Origin of the sequence: Natronomonas salina (assembly GCF_013391105.1) — an archaeon.
In the GTDB taxonomy this organism is placed as follows: domain Archaea; phylum Halobacteriota; class Halobacteria; order Halobacteriales; family Haloarculaceae; genus Natronomonas; species Natronomonas salina.
On the sequence record NZ_CP058335.1, the window covers coordinates 956,713 to 981,769 of the forward strand.

The 25,057-nt window shown below is 68.9% G+C and carries 23 protein-coding genes; 17 read left to right on the forward strand and 6 right to left on the reverse strand.

Translation table 11 applies throughout. The annotated features are described in order from the left end of the window. Positions 1 to 162 precede the first annotated feature (162 nt). Positions 163 to 1,401 (reverse strand): cation:proton antiporter, encoded by a 1,239-nt coding sequence (locus tag HWV07_RS05340; protein WP_178333306.1) that lies wholly within the window; start codon positions 1,399 to 1,401, stop codon positions 163 to 165. A 173-nt stretch (positions 1,402 to 1,574) separates the two neighbouring features. On the opposite strand from HWV07_RS05340, the gene gltB reads away from it, so the two are divergent. The 6 genes from gltB to HWV07_RS05370 all read left to right on the forward strand — a co-directional run bounded on the left by gltB (position 1,575) and on the right by HWV07_RS05370 (position 13,135). Further along, entirely contained in the window at positions 1,575 to 6,107 is a 4,533-nt protein-coding gene (gene gltB, locus HWV07_RS05345; protein ID WP_178333307.1) for a glutamate synthase large subunit, read from the forward strand. Positions 6,108 to 6,426: 319 nt separating this feature from the next. Then, the gene (locus HWV07_RS05350; RefSeq protein WP_178333308.1) at positions 6,427 to 6,870 is read left to right on the forward strand and encodes a hypothetical protein; all 444 of its coding nucleotides are present in this window, start codon (positions 6,427 to 6,429) and stop codon (positions 6,868 to 6,870) included. Positions 6,871 to 7,066: 196 nt separating this feature from the next. After that, positions 7,067 to 10,381 carry a M14 family zinc carboxypeptidase gene (locus HWV07_RS05355; protein ID WP_178333309.1) on the forward strand — a complete coding sequence of 1,105 codons (3,315 nt, stop codon included), beginning with the start codon at positions 7,067 to 7,069 and terminating at the stop codon, positions 10,379 to 10,381. Positions 10,382 to 10,463: 82 nt separating this feature from the next. Next, the gene (locus HWV07_RS05360; RefSeq protein WP_178333310.1) at positions 10,464 to 11,459 is read left to right on the forward strand and encodes an NAD-dependent epimerase/dehydratase family protein; all 996 of its coding nucleotides are present in this window, start codon (positions 10,464 to 10,466) and stop codon (positions 11,457 to 11,459) included. 65 nt (positions 11,460 to 11,524) lie between these two features. Next, positions 11,525 to 12,583, forward strand: coding sequence for an NAD(P)-dependent glycerol-1-phosphate dehydrogenase (locus HWV07_RS05365; RefSeq protein WP_178333311.1), 1,059 nt, complete (start codon positions 11,525 to 11,527; stop codon positions 12,581 to 12,583). A gap of 90 nt (positions 12,584 to 12,673) precedes the next feature. Then, entirely contained in the window at positions 12,674 to 13,135 is a 462-nt protein-coding gene (locus HWV07_RS05370; protein ID WP_178333312.1) for a hypothetical protein, read from the forward strand. Here HWV07_RS05370 and HWV07_RS05375 read toward each other — a convergent pair. Continuing rightward, positions 13,132 to 13,656 carry a GNAT family N-acetyltransferase gene (locus HWV07_RS05375; RefSeq protein ID WP_178333313.1) on the reverse strand — a complete coding sequence of 175 codons (525 nt, stop codon included), beginning with the start codon at positions 13,654 to 13,656 and terminating at the stop codon, positions 13,132 to 13,134. The genes HWV07_RS05370 and HWV07_RS05375 overlap by 4 nt on opposite strands. A 39-nt stretch (positions 13,657 to 13,695) precedes the next feature. Continuing rightward, entirely contained in the window at positions 13,696 to 14,241 is a 546-nt protein-coding gene (locus tag HWV07_RS05380) for a hypothetical protein (protein ID WP_178333314.1), read from the reverse strand. A 79-nt stretch (positions 14,242 to 14,320) separates the two neighbouring features. On the opposite strand from HWV07_RS05380, the gene nth reads away from it, so the two are divergent. Then, complete coding sequence (nth, locus tag HWV07_RS05385; RefSeq protein ID WP_178333315.1) at positions 14,321 to 15,004, forward strand: endonuclease III; 684 nt, start codon at positions 14,321 to 14,323, stop codon at positions 15,002 to 15,004. 3 nt (positions 15,005 to 15,007) lie between these two features. Here the strand turns inward: nth and HWV07_RS05390 are convergent, their stop codons facing one another. Continuing rightward, positions 15,008 to 15,493: a DUF7321 family protein gene (locus tag HWV07_RS05390; RefSeq protein WP_178333316.1), complete on the reverse strand. Its 486-nt coding sequence runs from the start codon at positions 15,491 to 15,493 to the stop codon at positions 15,008 to 15,010. Positions 15,494 to 15,629: 136 nt separating this feature from the next. On the opposite strand from HWV07_RS05390, the gene HWV07_RS05395 reads away from it, so the two are divergent. The 8 genes from HWV07_RS05395 to HWV07_RS05430 all read left to right on the forward strand — a co-directional run bounded on the left by HWV07_RS05395 (position 15,630) and on the right by HWV07_RS05430 (position 20,919). Further along, on the forward strand, positions 15,630 to 16,592 hold the full coding sequence (locus HWV07_RS05395; protein WP_246279836.1) for a DUF5336 domain-containing protein: 963 nt from the start codon (positions 15,630 to 15,632) through the stop codon (positions 16,590 to 16,592). Positions 16,593 to 16,757: 165 nt separating this feature from the next. Next, a complete protein-coding gene (locus tag HWV07_RS05400) occupies positions 16,758 to 17,423 on the forward strand; it encodes a halocyanin domain-containing protein (RefSeq protein ID WP_178333317.1) in 666 nt (221 codons plus the stop codon). Beyond that, entirely contained in the window at positions 17,420 to 17,821 is a 402-nt protein-coding gene (locus tag HWV07_RS05405) for a DUF7318 family protein (protein WP_178335996.1), read from the forward strand. The genes HWV07_RS05400 and HWV07_RS05405 overlap by 4 nt, the downstream gene beginning before the upstream one ends. A 2-nt stretch (positions 17,822 to 17,823) precedes the next feature. Next, positions 17,824 to 18,669, forward strand: coding sequence for a Rieske (2Fe-2S) protein (locus HWV07_RS05410; RefSeq protein ID WP_178333318.1), 846 nt, complete (start codon positions 17,824 to 17,826; stop codon positions 18,667 to 18,669). A 2-nt stretch (positions 18,670 to 18,671) separates the two neighbouring features. Then, positions 18,672 to 19,478, forward strand: a complete 807-nt coding sequence (locus HWV07_RS05415) for a cytochrome b (protein WP_178333319.1) — start codon at positions 18,672 to 18,674, stop codon at positions 19,476 to 19,478. A 2-nt stretch (positions 19,479 to 19,480) separates the two neighbouring features. Then, positions 19,481 to 20,263, forward strand: coding sequence for a cytochrome b family protein (locus tag HWV07_RS05420; RefSeq protein WP_178333320.1), 783 nt, complete (start codon positions 19,481 to 19,483; stop codon positions 20,261 to 20,263). Between the two features lie 52 nt (positions 20,264 to 20,315). Then, the gene (locus HWV07_RS05425) at positions 20,316 to 20,654 is read left to right on the forward strand and encodes a DUF7315 family membrane protein (RefSeq protein ID WP_425487793.1); all 339 of its coding nucleotides are present in this window, start codon (positions 20,316 to 20,318) and stop codon (positions 20,652 to 20,654) included. After that, entirely contained in the window at positions 20,647 to 20,919 is a 273-nt protein-coding gene (locus HWV07_RS05430; RefSeq protein WP_178333321.1) for a DUF7314 family protein, read from the forward strand. The genes HWV07_RS05425 and HWV07_RS05430 overlap by 8 nt, the downstream gene beginning before the upstream one ends. 362 nt (positions 20,920 to 21,281) lie before the next feature. Here the strand turns inward: HWV07_RS05430 and HWV07_RS05435 are convergent, their stop codons facing one another. After that, positions 21,282 to 21,722: a DUF7313 family protein gene (locus HWV07_RS05435; protein ID WP_178333322.1), complete on the reverse strand. Its 441-nt coding sequence runs from the start codon at positions 21,720 to 21,722 to the stop codon at positions 21,282 to 21,284. A 202-nt stretch (positions 21,723 to 21,924) separates the two neighbouring features. Beyond that, positions 21,925 to 22,986, reverse strand: a complete 1,062-nt coding sequence (locus HWV07_RS05440; protein WP_178333323.1) for a polyprenyl synthetase family protein — start codon at positions 22,984 to 22,986, stop codon at positions 21,925 to 21,927. 135 nt (positions 22,987 to 23,121) lie between these two features. On the opposite strand from HWV07_RS05440, the gene HWV07_RS05445 reads away from it, so the two are divergent. After that, on the forward strand, positions 23,122 to 23,847 hold the full coding sequence (locus tag HWV07_RS05445) for an NAD(+)/NADH kinase (protein WP_178333324.1): 726 nt from the start codon (positions 23,122 to 23,124) through the stop codon (positions 23,845 to 23,847). A 46-nt stretch (positions 23,848 to 23,893) separates the two neighbouring features. Then, on the forward strand, positions 23,894 to 24,949 hold the full coding sequence (locus HWV07_RS05450; protein ID WP_178333325.1) for a M42 family metallopeptidase: 1,056 nt from the start codon (positions 23,894 to 23,896) through the stop codon (positions 24,947 to 24,949). The last annotated feature ends 108 nt before the right edge of the window (positions 24,950 to 25,057 follow it).

A 25,057-nucleotide genomic window follows, 5' to 3' on the forward strand; every position in this document is an offset into this window, starting at 1 on the left:
CCGCGGCGCTCCCTCCGGTCGCGCCGCGATTCAGTCCGCGCGCGCTACGGCGACTCGCTCCCTACGGTCGCTCGTCGCCGGGAACCGCGCTCCCTTCGGTCGCGCGGATACTCTGTTCTACCAAACGCCAGTCGTGGCGACGCACCAGAACCAGGAGCAACGCTACTCCGGGACCACGTCCACGTCGTCCATGATGACCAGGTCGTCGTGTTCCCGCAGCCACTCGACGCCCCACTTGACCGTCGGCGGGACCAGGACGGTCGTGAAGATGGCCGTGAACACGAGGATAGAGAAGAGGTTCTCGCCGATGATGCCGGCCTGGAGCGCGATGAGGACGATGATGATCTCGACGGTGCCGCGGCCGTTCATCCCGAGGCCGATGACCAGCCCCTCGCGGGAGGACAGCTTCGTCGGCAGCGCGAACAACCAGCTGCCGACGATCTTGCCGGCGAACGCGGCGGTCACGATGAGGGCCAGGAGCGGGAGGTTCTCGGTGAACACTCCCAGCGTGAGCTCGAAGGCGACGGAGACGAAGAAGATGGGGGCGAAGAAACCCATCGAGAGGTCGTAGATGACGTCGTACATGTGCTGGTAGATGTCGGGTTCCAGCTGGGCCTGCCGCAGGAAGAGCCCGGCCACGAACCCGCCGATGATCGAGTGAAGGTCGACGAGCGCCGCGAAGTACGCGAACGCGAGCGCCACGACGAGTGCGACCGTGAACGCGGAGGTCTTGTCGACGAACTCGTGGCGGCCCATCCAGTCTTCGAGGTACTCCCAGAGGTACGGGAGGACCCGGTCGCCGAAGGCGAGCGCCACGACGAAGAACAGCAGTGCCCTGCCTGCGACCAGCGCGAGGCCGACCAGCGTCACCTCCCCGGTCTCGACGAAGCCCATGATGCCGGTGAAGACGACCATCACGCCGACGTCCGACAGCAGGGCACCGCCGAGCAGGACGCCGGCGATACGGGTATCGAGGATGTCGAGGTCGACGAGGATCCGCGACTTCGTCGCCAGGGAGGTGGCGGCCATCGCGATGCCGACGAACAGCGACTGTTCGACGTTCATCCCGGCGACGACGCCGACCCCGTAGCCGAGCCCGAACGGGACGAGGAACCCCCCGAGCGCGATCATCAGCGACTGCGGACCGAGGGCGAAGAGGTCGTTGATGTCGACCTCCATCCCGACGTAGAGCATCAGGAGGAAGACGCCGAGCTCCGCCAGGATCTCGATCGTCCCGCTCGGTTCCAGCAGCCCGAGCAACGCCGGGCCGAACACGATCCCCGCCAGGATCTCGCCCATCAGCGCCGGGTACCCCGCCCGCTCGGCGAGCAGTCCGAACACCCACGCCACGGTGAGAATCAACAGCAGGTTCAACAGATCGATCCCCGCAGCTTCCACCATGGTCGATTAGTCCGCTTCGACCGTTAGGAAACCCGGGGGCACCGGCAATCCGAATCGACGCTCAACTGTGAGAAGACCACATATTCCGCCCCTTATATCTCCTTGTATGGGGTAAATCCACCATTAGTCTTTGAGGGGAAGCCTCTTATTGTGCTACTCGTGTAGAGACGGTAATGTCCGAGCGAACCAACTCCGCCGCGAGCACGGCAGGGCTCGCGGATCCAAACGACTACCGCGCCAACTGCGGGGTAGGCGTCGTCATGGACCTCGACGGCGACGTCACCCACCGGCCGGTCGCGGACGGCCTCGAACTGCTCGAGAACCTCGAACATCGGGGGACGACCGGAGCCGAAGAGAACACCGGCGACGGCGCCGGCATCCTACTGCAGACGCCGCACGACTTCTTCGCCGACGAGATCGACGATCTGCCCGAACCGGGCGAGTACGCCGTCGGCTCGATCTTCATGCCGCAGGACCCCGACGCCACCGCCCACCTCCAGGACGTCGTCGAGGAGGTCCTCGCCGACCACGGCCTCGACGTCTTCGCGTGGCGGGAGGTCCCCACAGACAACTCGTCGCTGGGCCAGACCGCCGTCGACTCCGAGCCGGTCGTCGTGCAGTGTTTCGTCCGCTCCGACCTCGCCGGCGACGACTTCGACCGCGCGCTCTACGTCGGCCGCCGCGACCTCGAGAACACGGTCGAGGAGCGCAACCCCGAGGGGGCCGCTCGCTTCTACGTCTGCTCGCTCGACCGCGAGACCGTGGTCTACAAGGGCCTCCTGACCGCCGAGCAACTTCCCGAGTACTACCCCGAACTCACCGACGAGCGGATGACCTCCACCTTCGCGATGGTCCACGCCCGCTTCTCGACGAACACCCTCGGCGCGTGGCACCTCGCCCACCCCTACCGCAACATCATCCACAACGGCGAGTTCAACACCATCCAGGGGAACATCAACTGGATGCGGGCCCGCGAGGACGACCTCGAGCACCCCGAGTTCGGCGACGACATCGAGACCCTCCACCCGATCATCAACGACCCCGAGCAGTCCGACACCGCCTCCGTCGACAACGCCCTCGAACTGCTGATGCAGGGCGGCCGCGACATGCCCCACGCCCTCCGGATGCTCATCCCCGAAGCGTGGCGCGGCGAGGCCAACCGTGTCCCCGAGGACCGACGCGAGTGGTACGACTACCACGCCTCGCTCGTCGAGCCGTGGGACGGCCCCGCCCTCGTGGCGGCCACCGACGGCGAGCGCGTCGGCGCGGTACTGGACCGCAACGGGCTCCGCCCCTGCCGGTACGACGTCACGAGCGACAACCGGGTCATCATGGCCAGCGAGGCCGGCGCCCTCGAACCCGACTTCGGCGAGATCGAGCGCCGCGACCGCCTCCAGCCCGGCCAGCTCTTCGTCGCCGACCCCGAGGAGGGCCGGGTCGTCCCCGACGAGGAGATCTTCGACGAGCTCGTCGACGGGAAGTACGGCGAGTGGGTCGACGACGAGCAGGTCTCGATCGACGACGTCGCCGACGGCGACGACGCGCTCCCGCGCGGCGAGGTCGACGGGCTCCGCGCCCACCAGGCGCTGTACGGCTACACGAACGACGAGATGAACCACCTCATCGAGCCGATGGCTAAGGAGGGGAAGGACCCCGTCGGGTCGATGGGCGACGACACGCCGCTGTCTGTCCTCTCGCAGTTCAACCGCCCGCTGTTCACCTACTTCAAGCAACTGTTCGCGCAGGTCACCAACCCGCCGCTCGACTACATCCGCGAGGAGCTGGTCACCTCCCTGGAGTCCCGGCTCGGCTACCAGCGCAACCTCCTCGACGAGTCGCCCGAGCACGCCCGCCAGCTCGTCCTCGACTCGCCGATCCTTCGGGACGCCCAGACCGAGTCGATCAAGTCCCTCGACGGCGGCGACGGCGAGCTCTCCTCGTACGTCCTCGACATCACCTTCGATCCGGACTCTGACCTCGAGACCGCCGTCGAGGAGGTCCGCGCGGAGGCGACCGAGGCCGCTCGCGAGCACGACATCGTCGTGCTCTCCGACCGTGAGGCCGGCGAGGACGCCATCCCGATCCCGGCGCTGCTCGCGATGGGCGGCGTCCACCACCACCTCGTCCGGAACGGACTCCGGAACCACGTCGGCATCGTCCTGGAGTCCGGCGACCCCCGGGCCGTCCACCACGTCGCCACCTGCATCGGCTACGGCGCCGGCGCGGTCAACCCCTACCTCGCCTACCAGTCCATCACCGACCTCGTCGCCGGCCCCGACGGCGCCGACGAGGAGAAGGCCATCGAGGCGTACGTCAAGGCCGTCGAGGACGGCCTGCTGAAGACGATGGCGAAGATGGGCATCTCGACGGTCGAGTCCTACCAGGGCGCCCAGATCTTCGAGGCGGTCGGCCTCGACTCCGACTTCGTCGCCGAGTACTTCGAGGGGACGACGGCCCGCACCGAGGGCATCGACATCGACGACGTCGAGGCCGACCTCCGGAAGCGCTACGAGGTCGCCTTCGGCGACGACCCCGAACTCGAGACCCAGGGCGAGTACGAGCACCGCTCGTCGGGCATGTTCCACGAGTGGAACCCCGAGTCGGTCGGCACCCTCCAGAAGGCCGTCCGGCAGGGTGACTACGAGCAGTACCAGGAGTTCGCCGAGCAGATGAACGACCAGCGGGAGAACCTCCAGACGCTCCGCGGCCTCATGGAGTTCGACTCCGACCGCGACTCGGTCCCGCTCGAGGAGGTCGAGCCCGTCGAGGACATCGTCCAGCGGTTCTCCACCGCCGCGATGAGCCTCGGGAGCCTCTCGCCGGAGGCCCACGAGAACAACTCCATCGCGATGAACCGCCTCGGCGGCAAGTCCAACACCGGCGAGGGCGGCGAACCGCCGGAGCGCTTCGACACCGAGAAGGAGTGCAACGTCAAGCAGGTCGCCTCCGGCCGCTTCGGCGTCACCTCCGCGTACCTCTCGAACGCCGAGGAGATCCAGATCAAGATGGCCCAGGGGTCGAAGCCCGGCGAGGGCGGCCACCTCCCGGGCCGGAAGGTCAACGAGATGATCGCTCACGTCCGGTACTCGACGCCGGGGGTCGGCCTCATCTCGCCGCCACCGCTGCACGACATCTACTCGATCGAGGACCTCAAGCAGCTCATCCACGACCTCAAGGCCGCCAACCCGGAAGCCGACATCAACGTGAAGCTGGTCTCCGAGGCCGGCATCGGCACCATCGCCGCGGGCGTCGCGAAGGCCAACGCCGACGTCGTCCACATCTCCGGCCACTCCGGCGGCACGGGCGCCTCCCCGAAGACCTCCATCAAGAACGCCGGGCTGCCGTGGGAACTCGGCCTCGCGGAGGCCAACCAGATGCTCTGCTCGACGGACCTCCGCTCCCGGATCAAGGTGACCGTCGACGGCGGGATGAAGACCGGCTACGACGTCGCCGTCGGCGCGCTGCTCGGCGCCGAGGAGTACGTCTTCGGCACCGCCTCGCTGGTCACCTCGGGCTGTGTGATGGCCCGGCAGTGCCACGAGAACACCTGCCCGGTCGGCGTCGCCACCCAGCGCGAGGAGCTCCGGAACCGCTTCCCCGGCGAGCCCGAGCACGTCATCAACTACATGACGTTCATCGCCCAGGAGCTCCGCGAGATCATGGCCGAACTCGGCTTCCGCTCCGTCGAGGAGATGATCGGCCGCGTCGACGCCCTCGCACAGCGGGACGACGTCGAGCAGGAGAAGGCGCGGAAGCTCGACCTCTCGGCTATCCTCGCGGAGCCCGCCAGCGACGCGCGGACGAAGACCGAGCCGCAGACCCACGAGATCGACGAGTCCCTCGACTGGGGCATCATCGAGGACGCCGCGGCCGCCCTCGAGAACGGCGAGCCGGTCCACCTCGACCGCGACATCTCGAACAACCACCGGGCGGTCGGCGCGACGCTGTCGAACCGCATCTCCCGGGAGTACGGCGTCGACGGCCTGCCGGACGACACACTCACCGTCGACTTCGGCGGCACCGCCGGCCAGAGCTTCGGCGCCTTCCTCCAGGACGGCGTGACGATGCAGCTGACCGGCACCGCCAACGACTACGTCGGCAAGGGCCTCTCCGGCGGGAAGCTCGTCGTCAACACGCCGAACGACGCGCCCTACGAGCCCGAGAAGAACATCCTCGTCGGGAACGTCGCCCTTTACGGCGCGACCCAGGGCGAGGCCTACATCAACGGCAAGGCCGGCGAGCGCTTCGCCGTCCGGAACTCCGGCGTGAAGGCGGTCGTCGAGTCCGTCGGCGACCACGGCTGCGAGTACATGACCGGCGGCGTCGTCGCCTGTCTCGGCGACACCGGCAAGAACTTCGCCGCGGGGATGTCCGGCGGCGTCGCCTACGTCCTCGACCGCGAGGGCGACTTCGAGGAGAAGGTCAACTACGGCATGGTCTCGACCAGCCAGGAACTGGACGCGAAGGACCGCGAGATGCTCCGCCGCCTCGTCGAGAACCACCACGCCCACACCGACTCCGACCGCGCCGAGTACGTCCTCGAGCACTGGGAGGAGGAGGTCGAGAAGTTCGTGAAGGTGCTGCCGGACGCCTACGCGGAGATCATCGCCGAGCGGGAGGACGCCGACGTCCGCGACGAGCTCCCCGAGTCGGCCACCCCCGAGGCCGCCGCCGACGCGACCGGCCACGTCGCCTCGGACGACTAGAACCCACTCGTTCCTCCCTCGGAAAGACGCTCGGTCGGTCCGAACTGCGCTGCGATTGTCGCCGTATCCTGGCTACGACATTCCGTCCCCGGAGCGATAGTACCACACAGAACGAGCGTATTCTCTTCGGACGCTGCGGTCACGGAGTAGCTCTCCCGGATCAGCTGATTCGGAACATCGGTCACTAGACAAACTTAGTGGGACCAGTCGAGGGGATTTCCTGTCGGGATGGACGGCATTCAGATCTGGGTCAGATTACTACGAGCAACAAGGTCCCACAAAAGCTATCCTCGGCCGAGTTAAGTTCCAGAGGCCCCCGATGACAATTACCCCCTCCAGTCCCTCCGTCAGCGGCCGGCTGCTGCTAGCAACGGTCCTGCTTATCGGCTTGCTCACCGTCGCCGGCTGTAGTACGACCGACGACTACGCGACGGAGGCCGACGAACCCACGACCGGCGCGGTGATCGAGACACTCTCGTTCGTCGATATCAACGAGATGGACGGCGCCCGGTACGAACTCCGGTACAGCCTGAACGCGAGCGATACTGCCGCGTACAACGTCGAGGTCTACGAACTCACGGACGACGAAGCCGAGTTCGTCTCGATCTCCGACCTGAACTCCGGTGAGTCACAGTACCGAAACGACGTCCCGCCGCCGTGGGACGCCGGTGAGACCCGCCGGTACGAACTCCGGATCGTCGACGAAGCCGACAGCACGGTCGTCGACACGATTAGCTTCCGTATCACCAAAGAGGGCGCCTGACCACGTCGATCGACCACTTTGGCGCTGCCCGAAGACGTTCGGTCGCCGCAGTAGAATCCCTTCGACGGCCGCTAGATTTCGACAGTCGACCTCACGTAGTCCGGCGTACCGCTCGCGTTCGAGTGCGACGGGGGACGATTGGACGGTTTTGCCAGAACGTATGGTACTGATGGGGTCGCCGTGTGCGCTACACCCTATGTCAGACGAAGACCGGTTCTCCGACGCACCAGTCTCGCGGCGGCGGTTCGTCCAGCTGTCGGCCGCCACCGGCGCCGCGCTGTCGCTGCCCGGCAACGCGACGGCCGACGCCGACGCCGAGGCGTTCGATCCGGCGTACCAGTACGTCCTGAACCACACACCCGAGGACTACCGCGTCCCCACGCTGATCACGTTCTCCGGGGCCGCGGGCCTGGATGCCTTCGACGCCCTGGGGGTAGGCGAGTCAGTCCGCACCACTACGACCCCGACGCCGGCGGCGTACGCCCGGTTGACGACCGCCGAGGCCCAGCAGACGGCCGAACTGCCCGCGGCCGACGAGTTCCAGTTCTCGCCCGGGTCGAACCCGTTCTGGCGGATCGGCTACTACCCGGCGGGGATCTTCCCGGAGCCGCGGCGGTCGATCGACTACATCGGCTTCGAGCAACTGAAGGACGGCCTCGCGGAGCTCGAGCGCCGCGCGACGAGTACCGAGTACGACACATACCGCGACCGGATCCGCGTCAAGAACGTGGGGCGCTCGCCCGGCCACACCAACAACATCACCGACCGGCCGGACCCGAAGGGGATGTACGTCGCGGAACTCACGAACTTCGACTCCGACGTCCCCTTCGAGGAGAAGGAGAAGGTCTTCTTCTCCTGCTCGCTGCACGGCCTCGAGATGGCCGGGCGGGAGACCGGCGCCCGCGTGCTCGAGAACGTGGTCCGGGGGTCGGAACCCGACGTCGACGGCAGCGACGCCAAGCTCGAACCGCTGCTCGACGAAGTCGTCGTCATCGTCGGGTTCGTCAACCCCGACGGCTGGGCGGTCCGGAACCCGCAGTACGACTCCGGGTGGCAGCTCGGCGGTCCCGGGACGGACTTGCCACGCGTCCCCGCGGCGCCGCTGTACGAGCGCGGGAACGCCGAGGTCTACGACACGAACCGGCAGTACCCAGCAGTCGGGTACATCTCCCCGGCCCACTACCCGGCCGCGCCGGCGAACTACGAGGGCGAGGAGCCGTCGTACGTCCGCGAGAAGGTCCCCGACGCGAAGTCGCTCGTCGACTACTTCCAGGACTACGAGAACCTCAACTACGGCGCCGACCTCCACGGGATGCCCATCGGCAACGAGTTCGTGCTGGGGCTCATCAGCCAGGACCAGTTCAACACCCGCGAGCTCCACGAGGTCTACGAGATGTGCCGCAGCATCGACGAGACCCTGGAGACGGCGCTGGGCCGCTGGGCGACCGTCGGCGACGTCCGGACCCAGCTCGTCGGCGACGACCAGTACGACCCGGTGCTGTTCGGGGTCCTCCCGACAGAGGCGTTCGACTACGCCACCATCTACGACACCATCGGCTACACCGTCACGGGCGCGTTCCTCGACTGGATGGCCCACCCCGAGCCCGTCGGCCTCGACATGACGACGCTGGACTTCGAGATGTCGTTCAACCACATGCTCGGCGGGAACGTCTACAACCCCGAGCTGTTCGAGATGGAGGTCACCGGCTACCGGGCGGCCATCCGGACGATCACCGACTTCGCCGTCAACAACTCCGACACGCCGACCACAGACGAGGAGTTCGCCACGGAGACCGAGACCGGCGGCGACCAGGTCGCCTACGTCACGACCGGCGAGCCGGGAGCAGAGGACGACGCGCTCCGGCGGACCGACGACCAGCTCGTCTTCGACACCGAGGGGACCACCGCCGAGACGACCGCCGAGGAGACCGACCTGTCCGCGACCCTGACCGAACTCACCTTCGACGTCGAGGAGGCCGACCTCCACAGCATGGGTGTCCACCTCCACGGCGAGGGCGTCCTCGCCGACCTGGAGCTCGTCTCGCCCGCCGGCGAGACTGTGTACAGCCACAGCGGCGTCACCTCCGAGCGCGCCGGCGGGAAGTGCTGCGGCCTGCCGGAGTTCACCGTCGGCGACCCCGAGCCGGGGACCTGGACGCTCCGGGTCGAGAACCACCGCGACGCCGCCCAGACCGTCGAGTTCCAGCGGTGGACGCTGGCAGCCCAGTCCACCCCCGACCCGACCGCCGCCTGGGACGGCGAGGGCTACGAGCAGGCGCCCTACGACGTGACGCCCTTCGCGTTCTTCGAGGACTACCAGGCCGCCGAGAAGCGGGGCGTCCTGCGGGAGTTCATCCAGGACGGCGGCGCCCTGGAGCCGGTCACCGTCGACGAGGTGAAGGCCGGCGCGCTGTCGGGGTACGACCACGCCGTCCTCATCCACGACTACGTCTCGCCGACCGAGCGCATCTCCGAGGGCGTCACCGAGAACCGGAAGGCGGACGTCGACGGGGGCGTCGTCGACGAGGACTACCTCGCCGAACTCGACGAGTTCGTGGACGGCGGCGGCAACCTCGTCGTCACCGACACGGGGGCGTACGTCCTGCCCCACCTGGACAACGACCTCGTCGACGGGTCCGCCATCGGCGCCGACGCCGTCCAGCGGCAGTACCTCGACGTCGCCCGCTTCACGGACAAGGACCTCTCGCACCCGCTGTTCGACGAGAGCGTCCGGCCGATCCAGAACCAGCTCTGGAAGGTCCAGCCGTTGGGCTACCAGGTCACCGGCGACGCGCCGATGGACCTCGTCGACGAGGCGGCGTTCACCGAGGCGGCCGCCGACGGCGTCGCCTCCGTCGCCGGCTGGACGAACGGCCTGGTCGCCGCCGGGTCGATCACCGAGAGCGCGGACTCGGGCCGCGGCGTCCACTTCGTCTCCTCGCTGCTCCCGCCGGCGACGCAGGCGAACCTGCACCCCTTCGGCCTGCAGAACTACACCGTGACGTTCCTCGGCAACGTCCTGTTCACGTCGGCGCTCGGATTCACGCAGGTCCGAGAGACCGGCGACGAGACCCGCGAGTACGGCCGCACCCGCGACTGGGGCGTCGAGGGCGGCAGCGGCGGCGGCCTCTCGGCGACCGGCAGCCGCGAGTCGGACGGCAACGCCGCGACCGCCGGCGACGCCCACCGCGTCCGGCTGCAGCTGGACGGCATCACCGGCGCCGACGGCGAGGTCGAGGTCCGCGACAGCTTCCCGTCGGAGTGGCGCTTCCTCGGGAGCTTCAGCGACGGCGAAGCGGTCGAGGACGGCGTCGTCTCCTTCGGGACGGTCGACCCGAACGCAGACGACTTCGACGGTGCGTCCTACACCTACTTCGTCGAGGCGCCGGAGGGCGTCGAGAACACCGACCAGTACACGCTCGGTCCCGCGGAGGTCGTCGCCGCGGACGGCGAAGAGGCCACCGAGTTCGCCGGCACCCAGGACGTCCTGCTGGTCGGCGCCTCCGTCTGACCGGTATCGCGCAGGCAAGCGACCAGCTGACTCCGGCCGGAGCGTCCCCACCTTTTTCGCGCCGCGGCGTCCAGGCTGGTACATGACAGCCCACGCGCTCGTCGTCGGCGGCACGCGCTTCATCGGTCGCCACACCGTCGAGGAGTTCCTCGAGGCCGGCTACGACGTGACCGTCTTCAACCGCGGGAACCACGAGAACCCCTTCGCCGACCGCCAGGGCGTCGACCGCGTCGAGGGCGACCGCACCAACGACGCCGACCTCCGGCGGGCCGCCCTCGACGTCGACCCGGACGTCGTGGTCGACTGCGTCGCCTACTACCCGCGGGACGTCCACACCGCGACGGATATCTTCGAGGACGTCGACGCCTACGTCTACATCTCCTCGGGGGCCGCCTACGGCGCCGAGACCATCCCCAAGCGGGAGGACGAGACCGCCCTCGAGGAGTGCTCCGCCGACGAGGCCATCGACGACTCCTACGAGACCTACGGCAAGCGGAAGGCCGAGGGGGACCGCGCCGTCTTCGAGGCCGCTGGCCGCGGCGTGAACGCGATGGCCGTCCGGCCGCCGGTCGTCTACGGCCCCCACGACTACACCGAGCGGTTCGACTACTGGATCGACCGCGTCGACACCCACGACCGCATCGTCGTCCCCGGCGACGGGACGAACCTCTGGCACCTCGTCTACGTGAAGGACGTCGCCAGCGCCCTCCGGACCGTCGCCGAGGAGGGGACGCCGGGCGAGGCCTACAACGTCGGCGACGACCACGCGCCCGTCCTCGACGAGTGGGTGGACCTGCTGGCCGACGCCTGCGACACCGACGTGGAGACGGTCCACGCGAGCGCCCGCGAACTGGGCGCCGTCGACGTCGAACCCGGCGACTTCCCCATCTACCGCCACTACCCGCACCTGCTCGACACGACGAAGCTCCGATCGCTCGGCTGGGAGTCGACGCCACACGAGGAGGCGCTGGCCGTGACCGTCGCCGACCACCGCGACTCCGACCGGACGGGTCGCGAGGAGGGACCGGACCGCGAGACCGAGGAGCGGCTGATGAGCGTCCTGGAGACCGTCGAGTAACGGCGGCGGCCGGCGGGGCGGCGAAGAGGCCAAACGGTTTTATCGCCCCCTCGCACACTCCAGGTATGTTCGAGAAGTCCACGTGGATCCGCCTGCCGCGGAGCGTCGTGGTCGGCCACGGCGTCCTGGACCGGACGGTCGAGGCCGTCGAGGAGCTCTACCTCGACGGGCGACCGCTGATCGTCACCAGTCCCACGCCGAAGGACCTGGCGGCCGACCGCCTCGTCGCCACCTTCGAGGACGCCGGCTTCGACCCCGCGGTCACCGTCGTCGAGGAGGCCTCCTTCGCGGCGGTCGAGGGGGTCCTGGAGACCGCCCGGGAGGCGGACACGGGCTTCCTGATTGGCCTGGGCGGGGGCAAGCCCATCGACATCGCGAAGATGGCGGCCGACGAGCTGGGGGTCGGGTTCGTCTCCGTGCCGACGGCGGCGAGCCACGACGGCATCGTCTCCGGGCGGGGGTCGGTCCCCGACGGCGACTCACGGCACTCCGTGGCGGCGGACCCGCCGCTGGCCGTCGTCGCCGACACCGAGCTCATCGCGAACTCGCCGTGGCGGCTCACGACGGCGGGCTGTGCCGACATCATCTCCAACTACACCGCGGTGAAGGACTGGCAGCTCGCCAACCGGCTGAAGAACGTCGAGTACAGCGAGTACGCCGGGGCGCTCTCCCAGATGACCGCCGAACTGCTCGTCGAGCAGTCCGACGCCATCAAGCGGGGCCTCGAGGAGTCCGCCTGGGTCGTCGTGAAGGCGCTCGTCTCCTCGGGCGTCGCCATGTCCATCGCCGGCTCCTCGCGGCCAGCCTCCGGCGCCGAGCACCTCATCTCCCACCAGCTGGACCGCATCGCGCCCGACGCGGCGCTGCACGGCCACCAGGTCGGCGTCGCCGCCATCGTCACGGAGTACCTCCACAGCGGCGAGGGCGGCGACTGGCGGCGCGTCCGCGACGCGCTGGCCGGCATCGACGCGCCGACGACCGCCGCGGAGCTGGACGTCTCCGACGAGCAGTTCCTCCAGGCGACGACGACCGCCCACGAGATCCGGGACCGCTACACCATCCTCGGGGACGGCATCGAGGAGGCCGCCGCCGTCGAGGCGGCGACGAAGACCGGCGTCCTGTAGCGCGCGGGAGCCGGGATTAACCGGCCATATTTATACCAGCTGCGGGGAGGATGCGTCGGATTTATTCGTGTGGTTTCCCTCGCCGGGGACATGACCGCACGCCAGCCGTCCGAGGGGGTGTCCTCGTACCTCGATTCGCTGTACGACGCGTACGACGGGTTCGACGTGACCCAGACGACCGTGAGCGTCGACCCCGAGGAGTTCGAGGCCGTCGCCGAGCGGGGCGACGTCGCCGAGGTCCGCGTCCAGGTCGAGGGCGCGGAGGGGCTGCTGGCCGTCCCCGGCGACGACGAGTGGGCGCGCCCGGGCGGCCTCGTCACCGGCGACCGACCCCTGGACGCGACCGCCGAGGAACTGGTCCGGCGGCAGACCGGCGTCGACTGCACGGTCGAGGACCTGCGGAAGGTGACGCTGCTCTGCCTGCAGTGCGAGGCGACCGGCGACCAGGTCTGGGAGCTGGTCGCCCTGTTCGAGGCCACCGCGCTGGCGGGGACGCCGACGGCCGAGGCCGCCTGGCGTGACCGACTCCCGGGCTCTTCGGCGGCCTTCTAGCGCTCGTCGGCGAGCAGTCCGTACCGGACGACATCGGCGCGCTCGCCGTCGACGTAGGCGTGCTCGCGGAACCGTCCCTCTTCGACGAAGCCGTTCTTCTCGAGGACCCGCTGGCTTCCCTCGTTCGGCGCCAGGGCGTTGGCGTAGAGCTTCTCCAGCCGGCGCTGGTCGAAGGCGTAGTCGACGACCAGCTCGACCGCCTCCGTCGCGTAGCCGTGGCCGTGGGAGTCCGGCTCGACGTAGTAACCGAGTTCGGCGACTCCCCAGTCGGGGTCGATGTCGTTCAGCCCGACGATGCCGACCGGGGTCCGGTCGTGGCAGACGAGCAGGTGCGTCTCCCCGTCGTCGGCGACGACGTGCTCGTAGAACTCCCGCTCGTCGGTCATGGTCTGGGGCTCCGCCAGGAACAGCGACCGCCAGACGCGGGGGTCGTTCATGACGCCGTAGAGGAACTCGAGGTCGTCCTCCTCGAGGACGTGGAGGTCGACGCGGTCGCCGCGGAGGAATCTGGGACCGGGCATACCCCTCAGGTGCGCTCCGGTGGGTTCAAACTATCGGCGTCATCGGCTCGCAAACCGGTACTTCAGTTCGCGGTAGGCGCCGACGAGGAGCCGGTCGACGCCGACGGCGACGAGGACGACGCCGACGACGACCACGACTCCCCACGCGACGTTGACGGGGTCGACGGGCGGGAGGGGCTCCTCGGCGGCCACCCGCTCGAGGATCAGCAGCGCGCCCTCCTGTCGGGAGAGCGCCGGGCCGAACCCGCGCCACACCGCGGCGACGCCGAGGACGGCGACGACGAGGTGGACGAGGTGCGCCCGCGGCGTCGGGCGACGCTGCTCGTAGTACCGCGCCGCCACGTCGCGGGCGGCGAACTCGTGGGGGTTCGGTTCCAGCTGGCGGCGCCCCTCGTAGAGCAGCGCCGCGAGGAAGACCACGGCGGCGACGCCGTAGAGGGCGGATTCCGCGGGCGCGAAGCCGATGGCGGTGGCGACGGTCTCCGCCGCAGCCGCCGTCACCGCCGCGAGCGCGCCGACGAGAAGCAGCGTCCGGACGGTCCCGTGTTCGGGGTCGTACGTCCTGACGCCGCGTCGCTGGGCCATACCGGCCGGAACACCCCGGGCGACTTAAGCGTCCGGTCGAACCCGACAGGGAAAAGAGGGCCCCGTTCCGTCCTCGCGTATGGGCACGCCGCTGGAGTCACGCGAACGGCAGGTCGTCGAGGTCCTCGAGCGCCTCTACGAGGAGTACCCCGAACCCGACATCTCCCTGGAGTTCTCGAACCGCCTGGAGCTGCTCGTCGCGGTCGTCCTCTCGGCGCAGTGCACCGACGAGCGCGTCAACGAGGTCACCGAGGAGCTCTTCGAGAAGTACCGGACGGCGGCCGACTACGCCGAGGCCGACGAGGAGGAACTGGCGGAGGACATCTACGGCATCACCTACCACAACAGCAAGGCCGGCTACCTGAAGTCCGCCGGCGAGGCGATCGTCGAAGAGCACGACGGCGAGGTCCCCGACACCATGTCGGCGCTGACGGAGCTGTCGGGCGTCGGCCGGAAGACCGCAAACGTCGTCCTCCAGCACGGCCACGAGGTCGTCGAGGGCATCGTCGTCGACACGCACGTCCAGCGGCTCTCCCGCCGGCTCGGGCTGACCGAGGAGACCGCCCCCGAGAAGATGGAGCGGGACCTCATGGAGATCGTCCCGGAGGACGACTGGAAGGAGTACACCCACCTGCTCATCAGCCACGGCCGGGAGACCTGCACGGCGCGGAACCCCGACTGCGAGGACTGCGTCCTGGAGGACGTCTGTCCGTCCTCGCGGCTCGACAGCGAGGTCGACCTCGCGGACGGCTCGGAGTGGTAGCGCTCAGAAGTGGACGTACAGCGAGACGTACCGGGCGACGCCCGTGAGGAACGCGACGATCCAGCAGGCGGTGTAGCCGAAGACGCCGATCCGGATTCGGCGCCGCCAGAAGCGCATGTTCTCGTCGCCGATCTCGTCGAGCAGGACGTCCTCGTCGTAGTCGCTGTAGAGGCCGTGCTCGTACTTCGCGCGGAACACGCGGACGATGCCGGTGAGCCCGAACGCGAGGAAGGCGTAGGCCTGCAGCCCGAAGAAGGCGTGGGCGGCGGCGAACCCGCCGAGCTGTTCGAGGAGCCGCGGGAGCATCCAGGCGAGCAGCGGCACCGTCGTCAGCGTCAGCCCGACGAGGATGAACTTCAGGTGGTAGATCAGGACGCTCCAGGTGACCGCCTCGGCGTCGAGCATGATCCAGGCCCCGTAGACGAGACAGGGGAAGCTGGCCGCGACCGAGAGGAGGACGACGGTCGCCACCAGGGCGTCGGAGGCCATCGGCGGCGGTACGCCCGGGGGCCGTTTCAACGTGCCGAGTCGTCCCCGTCGCGGCCCACCTGCCCCTCTCGCGTCCCTCTCGCGCCCCGGTCGCGGGTCGCAAGGCGTAAGCCACCGACGGTCCTACGGGCGGCTGATGGCCGATCCCCGGCAGTCCTCCGACGAGGGCGACGACGAGGACCAGCGTGGCGGCGGCCACGAGCAGCGAGACGGCGATGGCCGCGGCGACGGCAGCCGCGCCGGCGCCGGGTCGAGCGGGGACGACGCCGTAAACGAGGAGCTCTCGACCGAGGAGCTCCGCGAGCGGGTCGAGGCCGAGTACGACTTCGAGAACTTCGGCGCACGGGAGATGGAGGAGATGTCGGTCGAGGAGTGGGAGGCGGTCTTCGACCCCGACGCCTGGATCACCGGCGAGGCGCTCCTCGACCGCGTCGAGCGGGAGCTGCGGGCGAACGTCCACCGCAGGGAGGTCTTCGCCGTCGTCGAGCGCGTCGGCGACGGCGACGACGACCGGGTGGTGGCGTACTCCGACGAGGGGTACGTCATCGTCCGCCCCGACGGCTCCATCCAGGGCACCGGGACGATCCTCCGGGACGTCGAGCCGATGGTCGCGCTCTGCTCGATGGAGGACTACGACGTGCCGGACGTCGACGACGACGCCGGCCTCCCCGACCCCGACGCGGTCGCCGAGGGCAGCGGCGACCTCGGCAACAAGATGCTGCAGGTCGTCGCCGGCGCGACGGCGCTGTCCGGCGTCGGGTTCGTCCTGGCGTGGGTGGCGAGCGTCGTCGGCGTCCTCGACCTCGGGTTCGCCGGCGCCATCGTCCTCACGCTCGGGCTCGTCTTCCTCGTCGTGGGGACGCTCCTCTTCGTGACCGTCGCCAACGCCCGGCTCTCCGACCGGATGCGCTCCGAGCAGTACCGCGACCGGCTGCGGGCGGTCGGCGCCGGCGCCGAGGAGCGCCCCGAGTTCCTGCCGGACGACGCCTTCGAGGCCGGCGGGACCGAACTGGAGCGGGCGATGGCGGAGATCCACCGCGAGGCCCTCGAGGCCGCCGACGAGTCGAGCGGTCGGTCACCGGACGAAGAGTCCCGCTGAGACCGGCCGTCGCCCGCTGAGACGACGGCACGAGGGGCTCCCTCGACGGCCCCGATCGCTCGTTTTCGAGAACCCCACTGACAGCCGTTCAGGCGGCCGTAGAACGGCGCTTCACGCGACCGCCATCGGTGGGTTTAAGCACGAACAGTCCACATCCTCGGGTGTATGAAAAGGCGGGACTTCATGCGTACCGCTGGCGGTGCGACCATCGCCGCGGGCGCGACAGCAGGTGCGGCCCAGCCGGCCGTCGCATCCTCCTCCGGAGGTGGCGAAGAGGGCGGCGGAGGTGGCGATCAGGTACCCGACTTCGGATCGTACCTCGAGGACGCCAACGGCTTCAGCACGGACAGCATCCAGGACGCCCGAGGCGAGGACTCGGTGACCGTCGAGGTCGGCGCGGGCGACGGCCTGGCGTTCGACTCCGCCGGAATCTGGGTCTCCCCCGGCACGACCATCACCTGGGAGTGGACCGGCGAAGGCGGCAACCACAACGTCCTGCCCAACGAGGGCCCCGCCGGCTTCGAACACGAGGAAACCATCGGTGAATCCGGCTACACCTTCGAGTACGAGGTGACCGAGGAGGACGCCGGCATCACGACGTACTACTGCCAGCCCCACGAGGGCCAGGGCATGAAGGGCGGCGTCGCCGTGGGCGACGACGTCGAGACGACCTCGGCGGGCAACGAGATGAAGGAGCCCCGGGAGTTCGGCGTCGACATCCACGAGCACTGGGTCGGCGTCACCGTCGTCCTGATGATGTCCGTCTCGATGGTGTTCACGTTCTTCACGCTGAAGTACGGCGAGTCGCCGCACACGAGCGGGGGTGACTGACCGTGGCGGACAACAGCTACGGCGCGATCCACCGCTACGAGCCGGCCCGCGAGAGCACCGTCGCCGCCATCACCATCGTCGTCCTGGCGGTCCTCCAGATCGTCCTGGTCGGCGTGTTCACCTACGGCCTGACCGCCGGCTGGGCGGTCGGGACCTCCACGGGGACCGAAGCGGGGAACGTCCTGCTCGGCCTCCTGCTGGCGGCGATCTTCATCAACCTCGCGTTCATCCTCCTGCTGTACCGCAAGGAGTTCCTCCCGGACGTGATGGTCGTCAAGAAGCGCCGCCGGAAGTGGGAGGACCTTTACGTGCGCGAGGAGGATATGCACGGCGAGGAGCTTACCGACGGCATGGGTGACAAACTGAAACGTGCTATCTATCCCTACTACAAGCGATAACCATGAGTGAAGACAAGTACCCGAGCGAGTCCGGACGACGGCGGTTCGTGAAGGGGGTCGTGGGCAGCGCGGCCCTCTCCGGCGTCGGCGTGGGCGGCGCGGCGACGGTCGACATCGCGACCCAGCCGTCCGGCGGCGGCGGGGGACCGACCCCCTACGTCGGCATCGAACTGGTGGGCGGCCCCGCCCCGCGCGGGATGCCGTACATCCCCGTGGAGATCGCCGACAACGGCGATATCCGCGGCGTGTGGCCCGAGGTCGAGGAGGTCACCGAGGCCGGGACGACCTACGAGGTCGCCCAGACGCAGATCGGTGGCCAGACGTACTCCTCGGAGTGGTTCCAGTACTGCGGCCGACAGAACGCCCAGGGCGTCGTACCGAGCGCCGACCAGGACAACACCTTCGTCTCCATCGACAGCCCGCCCTACGAGTGGCAGTCAAGCGAGCTGAGCGGCGGGGACCCGCTCAACATCGAGCACTTCTCCGACTACGACTCGTGGGGCAACGAGATCGGCGACGAGGGCGTCGGCAAGCCCGCCCGCGCGAGGTGGCGCTCGGAAGGGACCGACAGCGTCCTCCCGGTCACGGTCATCCGGAGCCCGCTCATCGAAGAGAAGGCCCAGCAGGACGGTGAGGTCGGGGAGTGGTACTCCGCGGCGTCGGCCCAGGGCGTCATCGCCTACATGAACGTCTGTACCCACTTCTGCTGTGTGCCTGGGTACAAGGTGTCGGGCGACGCCGCGACGTACGACATCGCCAACGGCGTGTACTGCCAGTGCCACCAGTCGCGATACGACCCGTTCTCCCCCGAGTTCGGGACGTTCGTCGCCCTCCCGAGACCCGAGTGACAATGAGCCTGGAACCAAAAGACGAACACGACCACGAAGCGTGGATGGAGACGAAGGACCTCTCGCCGATCGAGGAGGTCTACCTCACCGCGCTCATCTGGATGGACAAGCGCCTCCGCATCGTCGACTACCTCGAGATGCTGGAGGACATGTACTACAAGACGAACCTCCAGATGCCGAAGAGCCACACCGAACAGTACAACCTCGACAACAAGTTCTGGTACTGGTACCCGCTGTACGCCCTCGGGTCGTTCAGTACCATCGCCTACGTCGTCGCGGCGATAACCGGGGCGCTGCTGGGCTTCTACTACGCCCCGTCGACCGCGACGGTCGGCGAGGGGGCCCAGACGGTCGCCTACTCGAACGTCCTGTTCATCATGGGCGACCTGAACTTCGGACTGTTCCTCCGGAGCCTCCACCGCTGGTCCGCACAGGTGATGACGGCGGCCGTGTTCCTGCACATGCTCCGCGTGTACTTCACGGGAGCGTACAAGGAACCCCGCGAGCTGAACTGGATCATCGGCATCATCCTCATCTCGCTGACGATGGTCTTCGGCTACACGGGCTACCTGCTGCCGTGGAGCCAGCTGTCGTACTGGGCGGGACAGATCGGCGTCGAGATGGCGCTGTCCATCCCCCTGATAGGCGAGTGGGCCGCACAGCTCATCTTCGGGGGGTTCACGCTCGGTGAGGCGACGCTCCAGCGGATGTACATCCTGCACGTGTTCATCCTGCCGTTCGTGGTGACGGCGATCATCGCCGTCCACATCGGCATCGTCTGGATGCAGGGCATCGCGGAACCCCACTGATCATGACCGACGAAGAACCCACAACCGACGGCGGCGAACCGAAGACGGACGGAGGCGGCATCGTGCCGCAGGACGACCAGGCGCCGACCTGGTCGGAGCGCAAGGAGCGCTCGCAGGGCCTCTCGCGGCTCACCTACGAGTACTTCGAACGGTCGCGCCGCGAGGACGAGGACCTCCGGCGGGCCTCCGACTACGTCGAGCGCGACGTGCTCGCGTTCCCGACCTGGCCCCACGAGATGATCCGCAACCTCGCGCTCACGTCGTTCTTCATGGGCCTGCTGCTGTTCATCTCGGCGGCCATCCCGCCGCACCTGCCGGGGCCGGCCGACCCGAACTCCACGCCGGCGGTCATCCTGCCGGACTGGTACCTCTACTGGTCGTTCGGCCTGCTCAAGCTGACGCCGATCAACCCCGAGCTCTCGCTGCTCGGCGGCGAGAAGCTCATGGCCGACCGGACGTACGGGGTCCTGGCGAACCTCGTCGTCGTCGGCATCATCGCGGTCGTCCCGTTCCTGAACAAGGGGAGCGCCCGCCGTCCCGTCGAGGAGCCCTTCTGGGCCGCCGTCGGCGTCGGCGGCGTCGTCTTCGCGTTCACCATCGCGGTGCTCGCGGTCCAGAACCTCATCCTGGAGACGTTCCCCATCACGAAGAACGAGCTGTTCGACCTGACGTTCATGCTCCCGGTCGTCGTGGGCTTCGTCGCCTACTCGGTGCTGAAGACGATGCGCGAGGGGTACATGTTCGAGCTGAACCGCCGGTACTACCGGCTGCGACCGCCGAAGTAGACCGGCCCCCGTTCCGGCACTTTTACTCGTACCCGCGACGTTGCTACGTTCGATGACCGACGACGAGCCTCGGCAGTCCGGAGCGCCGCCGGAGGAGTCCGGCCCCGAACCCGGCGGCCGCGAGGTCGTCGTCCCGATGCGCCTCTACAAGACCGTCACCGTCTTCTCGACGCTGGTCGCCGTCGTCGCCATCCTCGGAGGGTTCGTCCTGCTCGACCGCGGCACACAGCGGGCGACGGCGAGTCCCGACGAGGTGAGCCTGCCGGTCGTGGCCCTCGGGCTGGCGCTCATCGTCGGCGGCAGCGCCGTCTACGCCTTCTCCACGCGGTTCCGGACCGAGGGAATGGGAAAACCTAAAGACGACACCGACGAACCAACGAACAATGGCTGACGAATTCGCCAAGGGACTCGGTATCCTCACCGGCGGGGGACTCGTGTGGATGGCCATCTCCGCGTGGCTCACGACGGCGGGCTTCGAAGGGAGACAGCTCCTCGCGGCCCCGCCGAGCGACGTCGGGACCTACGGCGAGCTCGCGCTCGTGATCCGCGACGTGACCGGCTGGTTCATCATCTTCGGCGTGCTGGCCTTCTGGGTGCTCATCCCGAGCATCCGGCAGGTCCAGCAGTACCGCAGGTCCCGCGCCGACCAGTCGTAGTCCGCAGAACCGACTCCCTTCTCCCGCGACCTCGCCGTCGTTCCTGCTTCGCGTCTCTCCCTCCCTGGCCATCGGCTCGCCGTTCTGGACCTCGAGGTGACGGGACGCCTGCGCCTCCCGCTGGGGACGCCTCAATTGTCTCTCTCGTTCTCTCGCCGGTTCTCCGGACAGGACACTGCTCGCGTCTCCGGTTGGCCAAAAGACGTAGATACGAATCGACGACGGGGTATCGCACTCTGCCGTCGCGTGCGGGGCTCACGAGATACTATCCACGAGGAGTGGCTCGGACGAGGAATGGACCGAATGACGCCGAACGCGCGGTGGGCGTCGGCGAGAAGCAGGCGAGTGGAACGCGGCGGCGATCAGATGATGGCGTTCCAGAAGGGGAAGAAGTTCGCGAGGATCTGGTAGACGGCGTACGCGAGGATGAGCATCGAGCCACCGATGGAGCCCCACGGCCGCTCGATGGCCCAGCCCTGGCGGGCCTCGACCCGGCGGGCCTCGAACTCGAAGAAGTCCGAGAGGAACAGCCCGACCGCGAACAGCGAGAAGATCATCCCGGTGTGGCGGTCGACGGTCATGAAGTAGAAGGACGCGATGACGAGCAGGAAGCTCGTCCCCACCCGGATCGGGTTCCGGCTGACCCGCTCGTCGTCCTCGCCCTCCTCGACCTGGTTGGTGATCTGTCGGTACTCGAAGGCCCGGCTGGCGATGTTGACGACCACGAGCACCAGGAGCACGTAGATCAACACCGGCTCCAGGAGGGTGTCCACCGGGCCGAACAGCGTCACCGATGAGTCCATACCTGTAGCGTCTGTCCGGGGCCCATTAATGTGTTTCCAAATCGGGGCTCCCGCGGCGGAGACCGGGGCGACCCCGTCGATTTCCCGACGACGGGGCGCGAGAAACGGGTTCGCCGGCGGCGCCGGACAGTCCCGATACCGTCGTGGGGACACCGGAGAACCGGGGGTCACCTTCGGCGGGACGAGACGCCGGCTCGCTCGGTCAGACCTGCCGATCGACGACGAACTCCGAGAACCCGACGAGCTTCTCTTCGGGGCCGGGTTCGAGCTCCATGGACTCGAGGTGCGTCTTCGAGCGTTCGGAGAGGTCTTCGGCCACGCCGCGGGCGTACTCGACGCTGCCGGCGTCCTCGAGGATCTCGATTGCCTCGACGACCTCCTCGTCGGTGTTCTCCTCGGTCCAGAGCAGGTCCTCGAGTCGGGCCGCCCGCTCCGGGGGCGCGTGCTCGGCCGCGTGGATGGCCATCAGCGTCTTCTTCCCCTCGCGGACGTCGTTGCCGACGCCCTTCCCGAAATCGCCGCCCTCCTCGAGGGCGTACTCGACGTCGAGGACGTCGTCGGCGATCTGGAAGGCGACGGCCATGTCCTCGGCGTAGTCGGCCGCCGGCGTCTCGTACTCGCGGGTCTCCGTGACGATGGCGGCCAGCCGGGCGACGATGCGGCCGAGACAGCCGGTCTTGCAGGCGCACATCTCCAGGTACTCGTCCTCGGAGATGGTGATCTCCTTCTCGTTGTGCCAGCAGATGTCCATCCCCTGGCCGAGGTGCGTCCGGTTCAGCTCGTGCATCAGCATCTCGTAGGCGTCGAGTCTGACGTCCGCCGGGAGGTCGCCGGGGTCGCGGGTGATGATCTTCAGCGGCAGGAAGTACATCGCGTTGCCGGCGTTGAGCGCGACGTCGGTGCCGTGGACGTGGTGGAGTGCGGGGCCGCCGCGGCGGTGGGTCGCGCCGTCCTCGACGTCGTCGACGATGATGGTGCCGTTGTGGAGGACCTCGGGGATGACGGCGTACTCCAGGTACTCCTCGGGGTCCTCGCCGAAGGCGTCGACGAACAGCAGGAACAGCACGGCCCGCCAGCGCTTGCCGCCGCGGTCCAGCAGCTCCCAGATGGGGTCGGCCAGCGCCCGCTGGATGGCGGTGGGGTCGTACGCGTAGCTCGCCTCGCCGAAGTAGTCGGTGAGGTACGCGTCGTCGACCGCCCGCGGCAGCATCGATTCGATGGTCTCGTCGACCACCGGCCGCCACTCGTCGAGTACGCTGCGCATATCATGTGGCTCGCCGCGGGAAGGTAAAAACCCTCCCGTGGCGGGGCGGTCGGCCGAGTCCGGCGAGGCGGTTCGCCGACCCCACCGGCCCGCGATGGGCGCCTTTTTGACCTCCCGGTCCCTTGCCTCGGCCAGATGAGCGGACAGCGCGTGGGCGTCGTCGGGGACGCGGAGCTGGCGGCCGCCGTCGAGGCCGGCGGCGGGACCGCGGTGGACGGGGCGTTCGACGAGGTGGCGCTGGTCGTCGCCGGCGGGGAGGCGTCGCTGGTGGACGTCGCCCGCCGCGGGGTCGACGCGCCGGTCCTCCCGGTCGGCGGCGCCGACGGCGTCGGTTCGGTCGCCCGCGACGACGCCGAAGCGGCCGTGCGGCGCGTCCTCGACGGCGAGTTCGACACGACCCGCCACCCCGTCGTGACCGTCGAGGAGGCGGCCGACGGGTCGGCGGTCGCCGGCGCGGGGGCGCTGTTCGACGTCGCCCTCGTGGCCGCGGAGCCGGCCCGCATCTCCGAGTTCGCGGTCCGCTCTGGCGGGGAGGCGGTCGCCCGGTTCCGCGCCGACGGCGTCGTCGCCTCGACGCCGGCCGGCAGCGCCGGGTACAACCGCGCGGCCGACGGCCCGTTGGTCGCCCCGGAGACCGACGTGGTCGCGGTCGTGCCCATCGCACCCTTCGCGACCCACGCAGACCGCTGGGTGCTCCCGCTCGACGACGTGACGCTCTCCGTGGAGCGCGACGAGACGCCCGTCGAACTCCTCGCCGACGGCCGCACCGAGGCGACGGTCGCCGCCGACGACCCGGTCTCCCTCTCGGAGGGCGCCGACCTCCGGACGGTCGTCGTCCCCGAGAGCGAGCCATTCTTCTGAACGAGGAAATCTTGCCGTTTATCCCGCTCGACCACCCACAGCGTGTATGCCACCGTTCGACCACGACCTGCTCGTCTCCCTCACCGAAGCCCGCGGCGTCCCCGGCTACGAGGACCGGGTCCGCGAACTCGTCCGCGAGGAACTCGAACCCCACGTCGACCGCGTCCGCTCGGACGCGATGGGCAACCTCGTGGGCACCATCGAGGGGAGCGAGACCCCCGACTTCGAGGTCGCCGTCCCGGCGCACATGGACGAGATCGGCTTCATGGTCCGGAACGTGACCGACGAGGGCTTCCTCGAACTCGACGCCCTCGGCGGGTGGGACCCGCGCATCCTCCGCGCCCAGCGCGTCACCGTCCACACCGACGACGGCGACGTCCCCGGGCTCATCGGCTCCGTCCCGCCGCACACGCTCTCCGAGGAGGAACGGGAGAAACAGCAGCAGGTCGAGGACGTCCACGTCGACCTCGGGCTGGACGGCGAAGACGCCGCCGAGCGAGTCGCCGTCGGCGACCTCGTCACGATGGACCAGACCACCGAGCGCGTCGGCGAGTTCGTCACCGGCAAGTCGCTGGACAACCGCGTGTCGGTCTTCGCGATGCTGGAGGCCGCCCGTCGGCTCGAGGACCCGGCCGCGACGGTCCACCTCGCCGCGACCACCCAGGAGGAGGTCGGGCTCCGCGGAGCCGAGGCCCTCGGCGTCGACCTCGACCCGGACCTCGTCCTCGCCCTCGACACCACCGTCGCCAACGACGTCCCCGGCTTCGACGCCGGCGAGCGCGTGACGGAACTCGGCGAGGGCGCCGGCATCAAGCTGAAGGACTCCAGCGTCATCACGAACCACAAGGTCCACCGGCGGCTGCGGTCGCTCGCCGAGGACCGCGAGATCGCCCACCAGCTGGAGGTCCTGCCGGCCGGCGGCACCGACACCGGCGGCCTGCAGCGCACCTCCGGGGCGACCCCCGCGGGGGCAATCTCCGTGCCGACACGCTACCTCCACACGCCGACCGAGAGCGTCCACGAGGCGGACGTCGCCGCCGTGATCGACCTGCTCGTCGGCTTCCTCGAGACCGAGGACGGCGAACACGATTACACACTCTAGGCTGGCGGCCGTTCGCGCATCTTCTCCGCACGGTCGCCTTCGTGCGCTCTGACCCGCTTCGGTTCACTTTGATCGAACTCCGTAGTTTCCAGGTAGTTCGAGAAACCG

Bases quoted from the DNA above. Each gene is read 5' to 3' on its own strand.
- HWV07_RS05340 (WP_178333306.1), bottom strand. From the start codon at position 1,401: ATGGTGGAAGCTGCGGGGATCGATCTGTTGAACCTGCTGTTGATTCTC.
- gltB (WP_178333307.1), top strand. From the start codon at position 1,575: ATGTCCGAGCGAACCAACTCCGCCGCGAGCACGGCAGGGCTCGCGGAT.
- HWV07_RS05350 (WP_178333308.1), top strand. From the start codon at position 6,427: ATGACAATTACCCCCTCCAGTCCCTCCGTCAGCGGCCGGCTGCTGCTA.
- HWV07_RS05355 (WP_178333309.1), top strand. From the start codon at position 7,067: ATGTCAGACGAAGACCGGTTCTCCGACGCACCAGTCTCGCGGCGGCGG.
- HWV07_RS05360 (WP_178333310.1), top strand. From the start codon at position 10,464: ATGACAGCCCACGCGCTCGTCGTCGGCGGCACGCGCTTCATCGGTCGC.
- HWV07_RS05365 (WP_178333311.1), top strand. From the start codon at position 11,525: ATGTTCGAGAAGTCCACGTGGATCCGCCTGCCGCGGAGCGTCGTGGTC.
- HWV07_RS05370 (WP_178333312.1), top strand. From the start codon at position 12,674: ATGACCGCACGCCAGCCGTCCGAGGGGGTGTCCTCGTACCTCGATTCG.
- HWV07_RS05375 (WP_178333313.1), bottom strand. From the start codon at position 13,656: ATGCCCGGTCCCAGATTCCTCCGCGGCGACCGCGTCGACCTCCACGTC.
- HWV07_RS05380 (WP_178333314.1), bottom strand. From the start codon at position 14,241: ATGGCCCAGCGACGCGGCGTCAGGACGTACGACCCCGAACACGGGACC.
- nth (WP_178333315.1), top strand. From the start codon at position 14,321: ATGGGCACGCCGCTGGAGTCACGCGAACGGCAGGTCGTCGAGGTCCTC.
- HWV07_RS05390 (WP_178333316.1), bottom strand. From the start codon at position 15,493: ATGGCCTCCGACGCCCTGGTGGCGACCGTCGTCCTCCTCTCGGTCGCG.
- HWV07_RS05395 (WP_246279836.1), top strand. From the start codon at position 15,630: ATGGCCGATCCCCGGCAGTCCTCCGACGAGGGCGACGACGAGGACCAG.
- HWV07_RS05400 (WP_178333317.1), top strand. From the start codon at position 16,758: ATGAAAAGGCGGGACTTCATGCGTACCGCTGGCGGTGCGACCATCGCC.
- HWV07_RS05410 (WP_178333318.1), top strand. From the start codon at position 17,824: ATGAGTGAAGACAAGTACCCGAGCGAGTCCGGACGACGGCGGTTCGTG.
- HWV07_RS05415 (WP_178333319.1), top strand. From the start codon at position 18,672: ATGAGCCTGGAACCAAAAGACGAACACGACCACGAAGCGTGGATGGAG.
- HWV07_RS05420 (WP_178333320.1), top strand. From the start codon at position 19,481: ATGACCGACGAAGAACCCACAACCGACGGCGGCGAACCGAAGACGGAC.
- HWV07_RS05425 (WP_425487793.1), top strand. From the start codon at position 20,316: ATGACCGACGACGAGCCTCGGCAGTCCGGAGCGCCGCCGGAGGAGTCC.
- HWV07_RS05430 (WP_178333321.1), top strand. From the start codon at position 20,647: ATGGCTGACGAATTCGCCAAGGGACTCGGTATCCTCACCGGCGGGGGA.
- HWV07_RS05435 (WP_178333322.1), bottom strand. From the start codon at position 21,722: ATGGACTCATCGGTGACGCTGTTCGGCCCGGTGGACACCCTCCTGGAG.
- HWV07_RS05440 (WP_178333323.1), bottom strand. From the start codon at position 22,986: ATGCGCAGCGTACTCGACGAGTGGCGGCCGGTGGTCGACGAGACCATC.
- HWV07_RS05445 (WP_178333324.1), top strand. From the start codon at position 23,122: ATGAGCGGACAGCGCGTGGGCGTCGTCGGGGACGCGGAGCTGGCGGCC.
- HWV07_RS05450 (WP_178333325.1), top strand. From the start codon at position 23,894: ATGCCACCGTTCGACCACGACCTGCTCGTCTCCCTCACCGAAGCCCGC.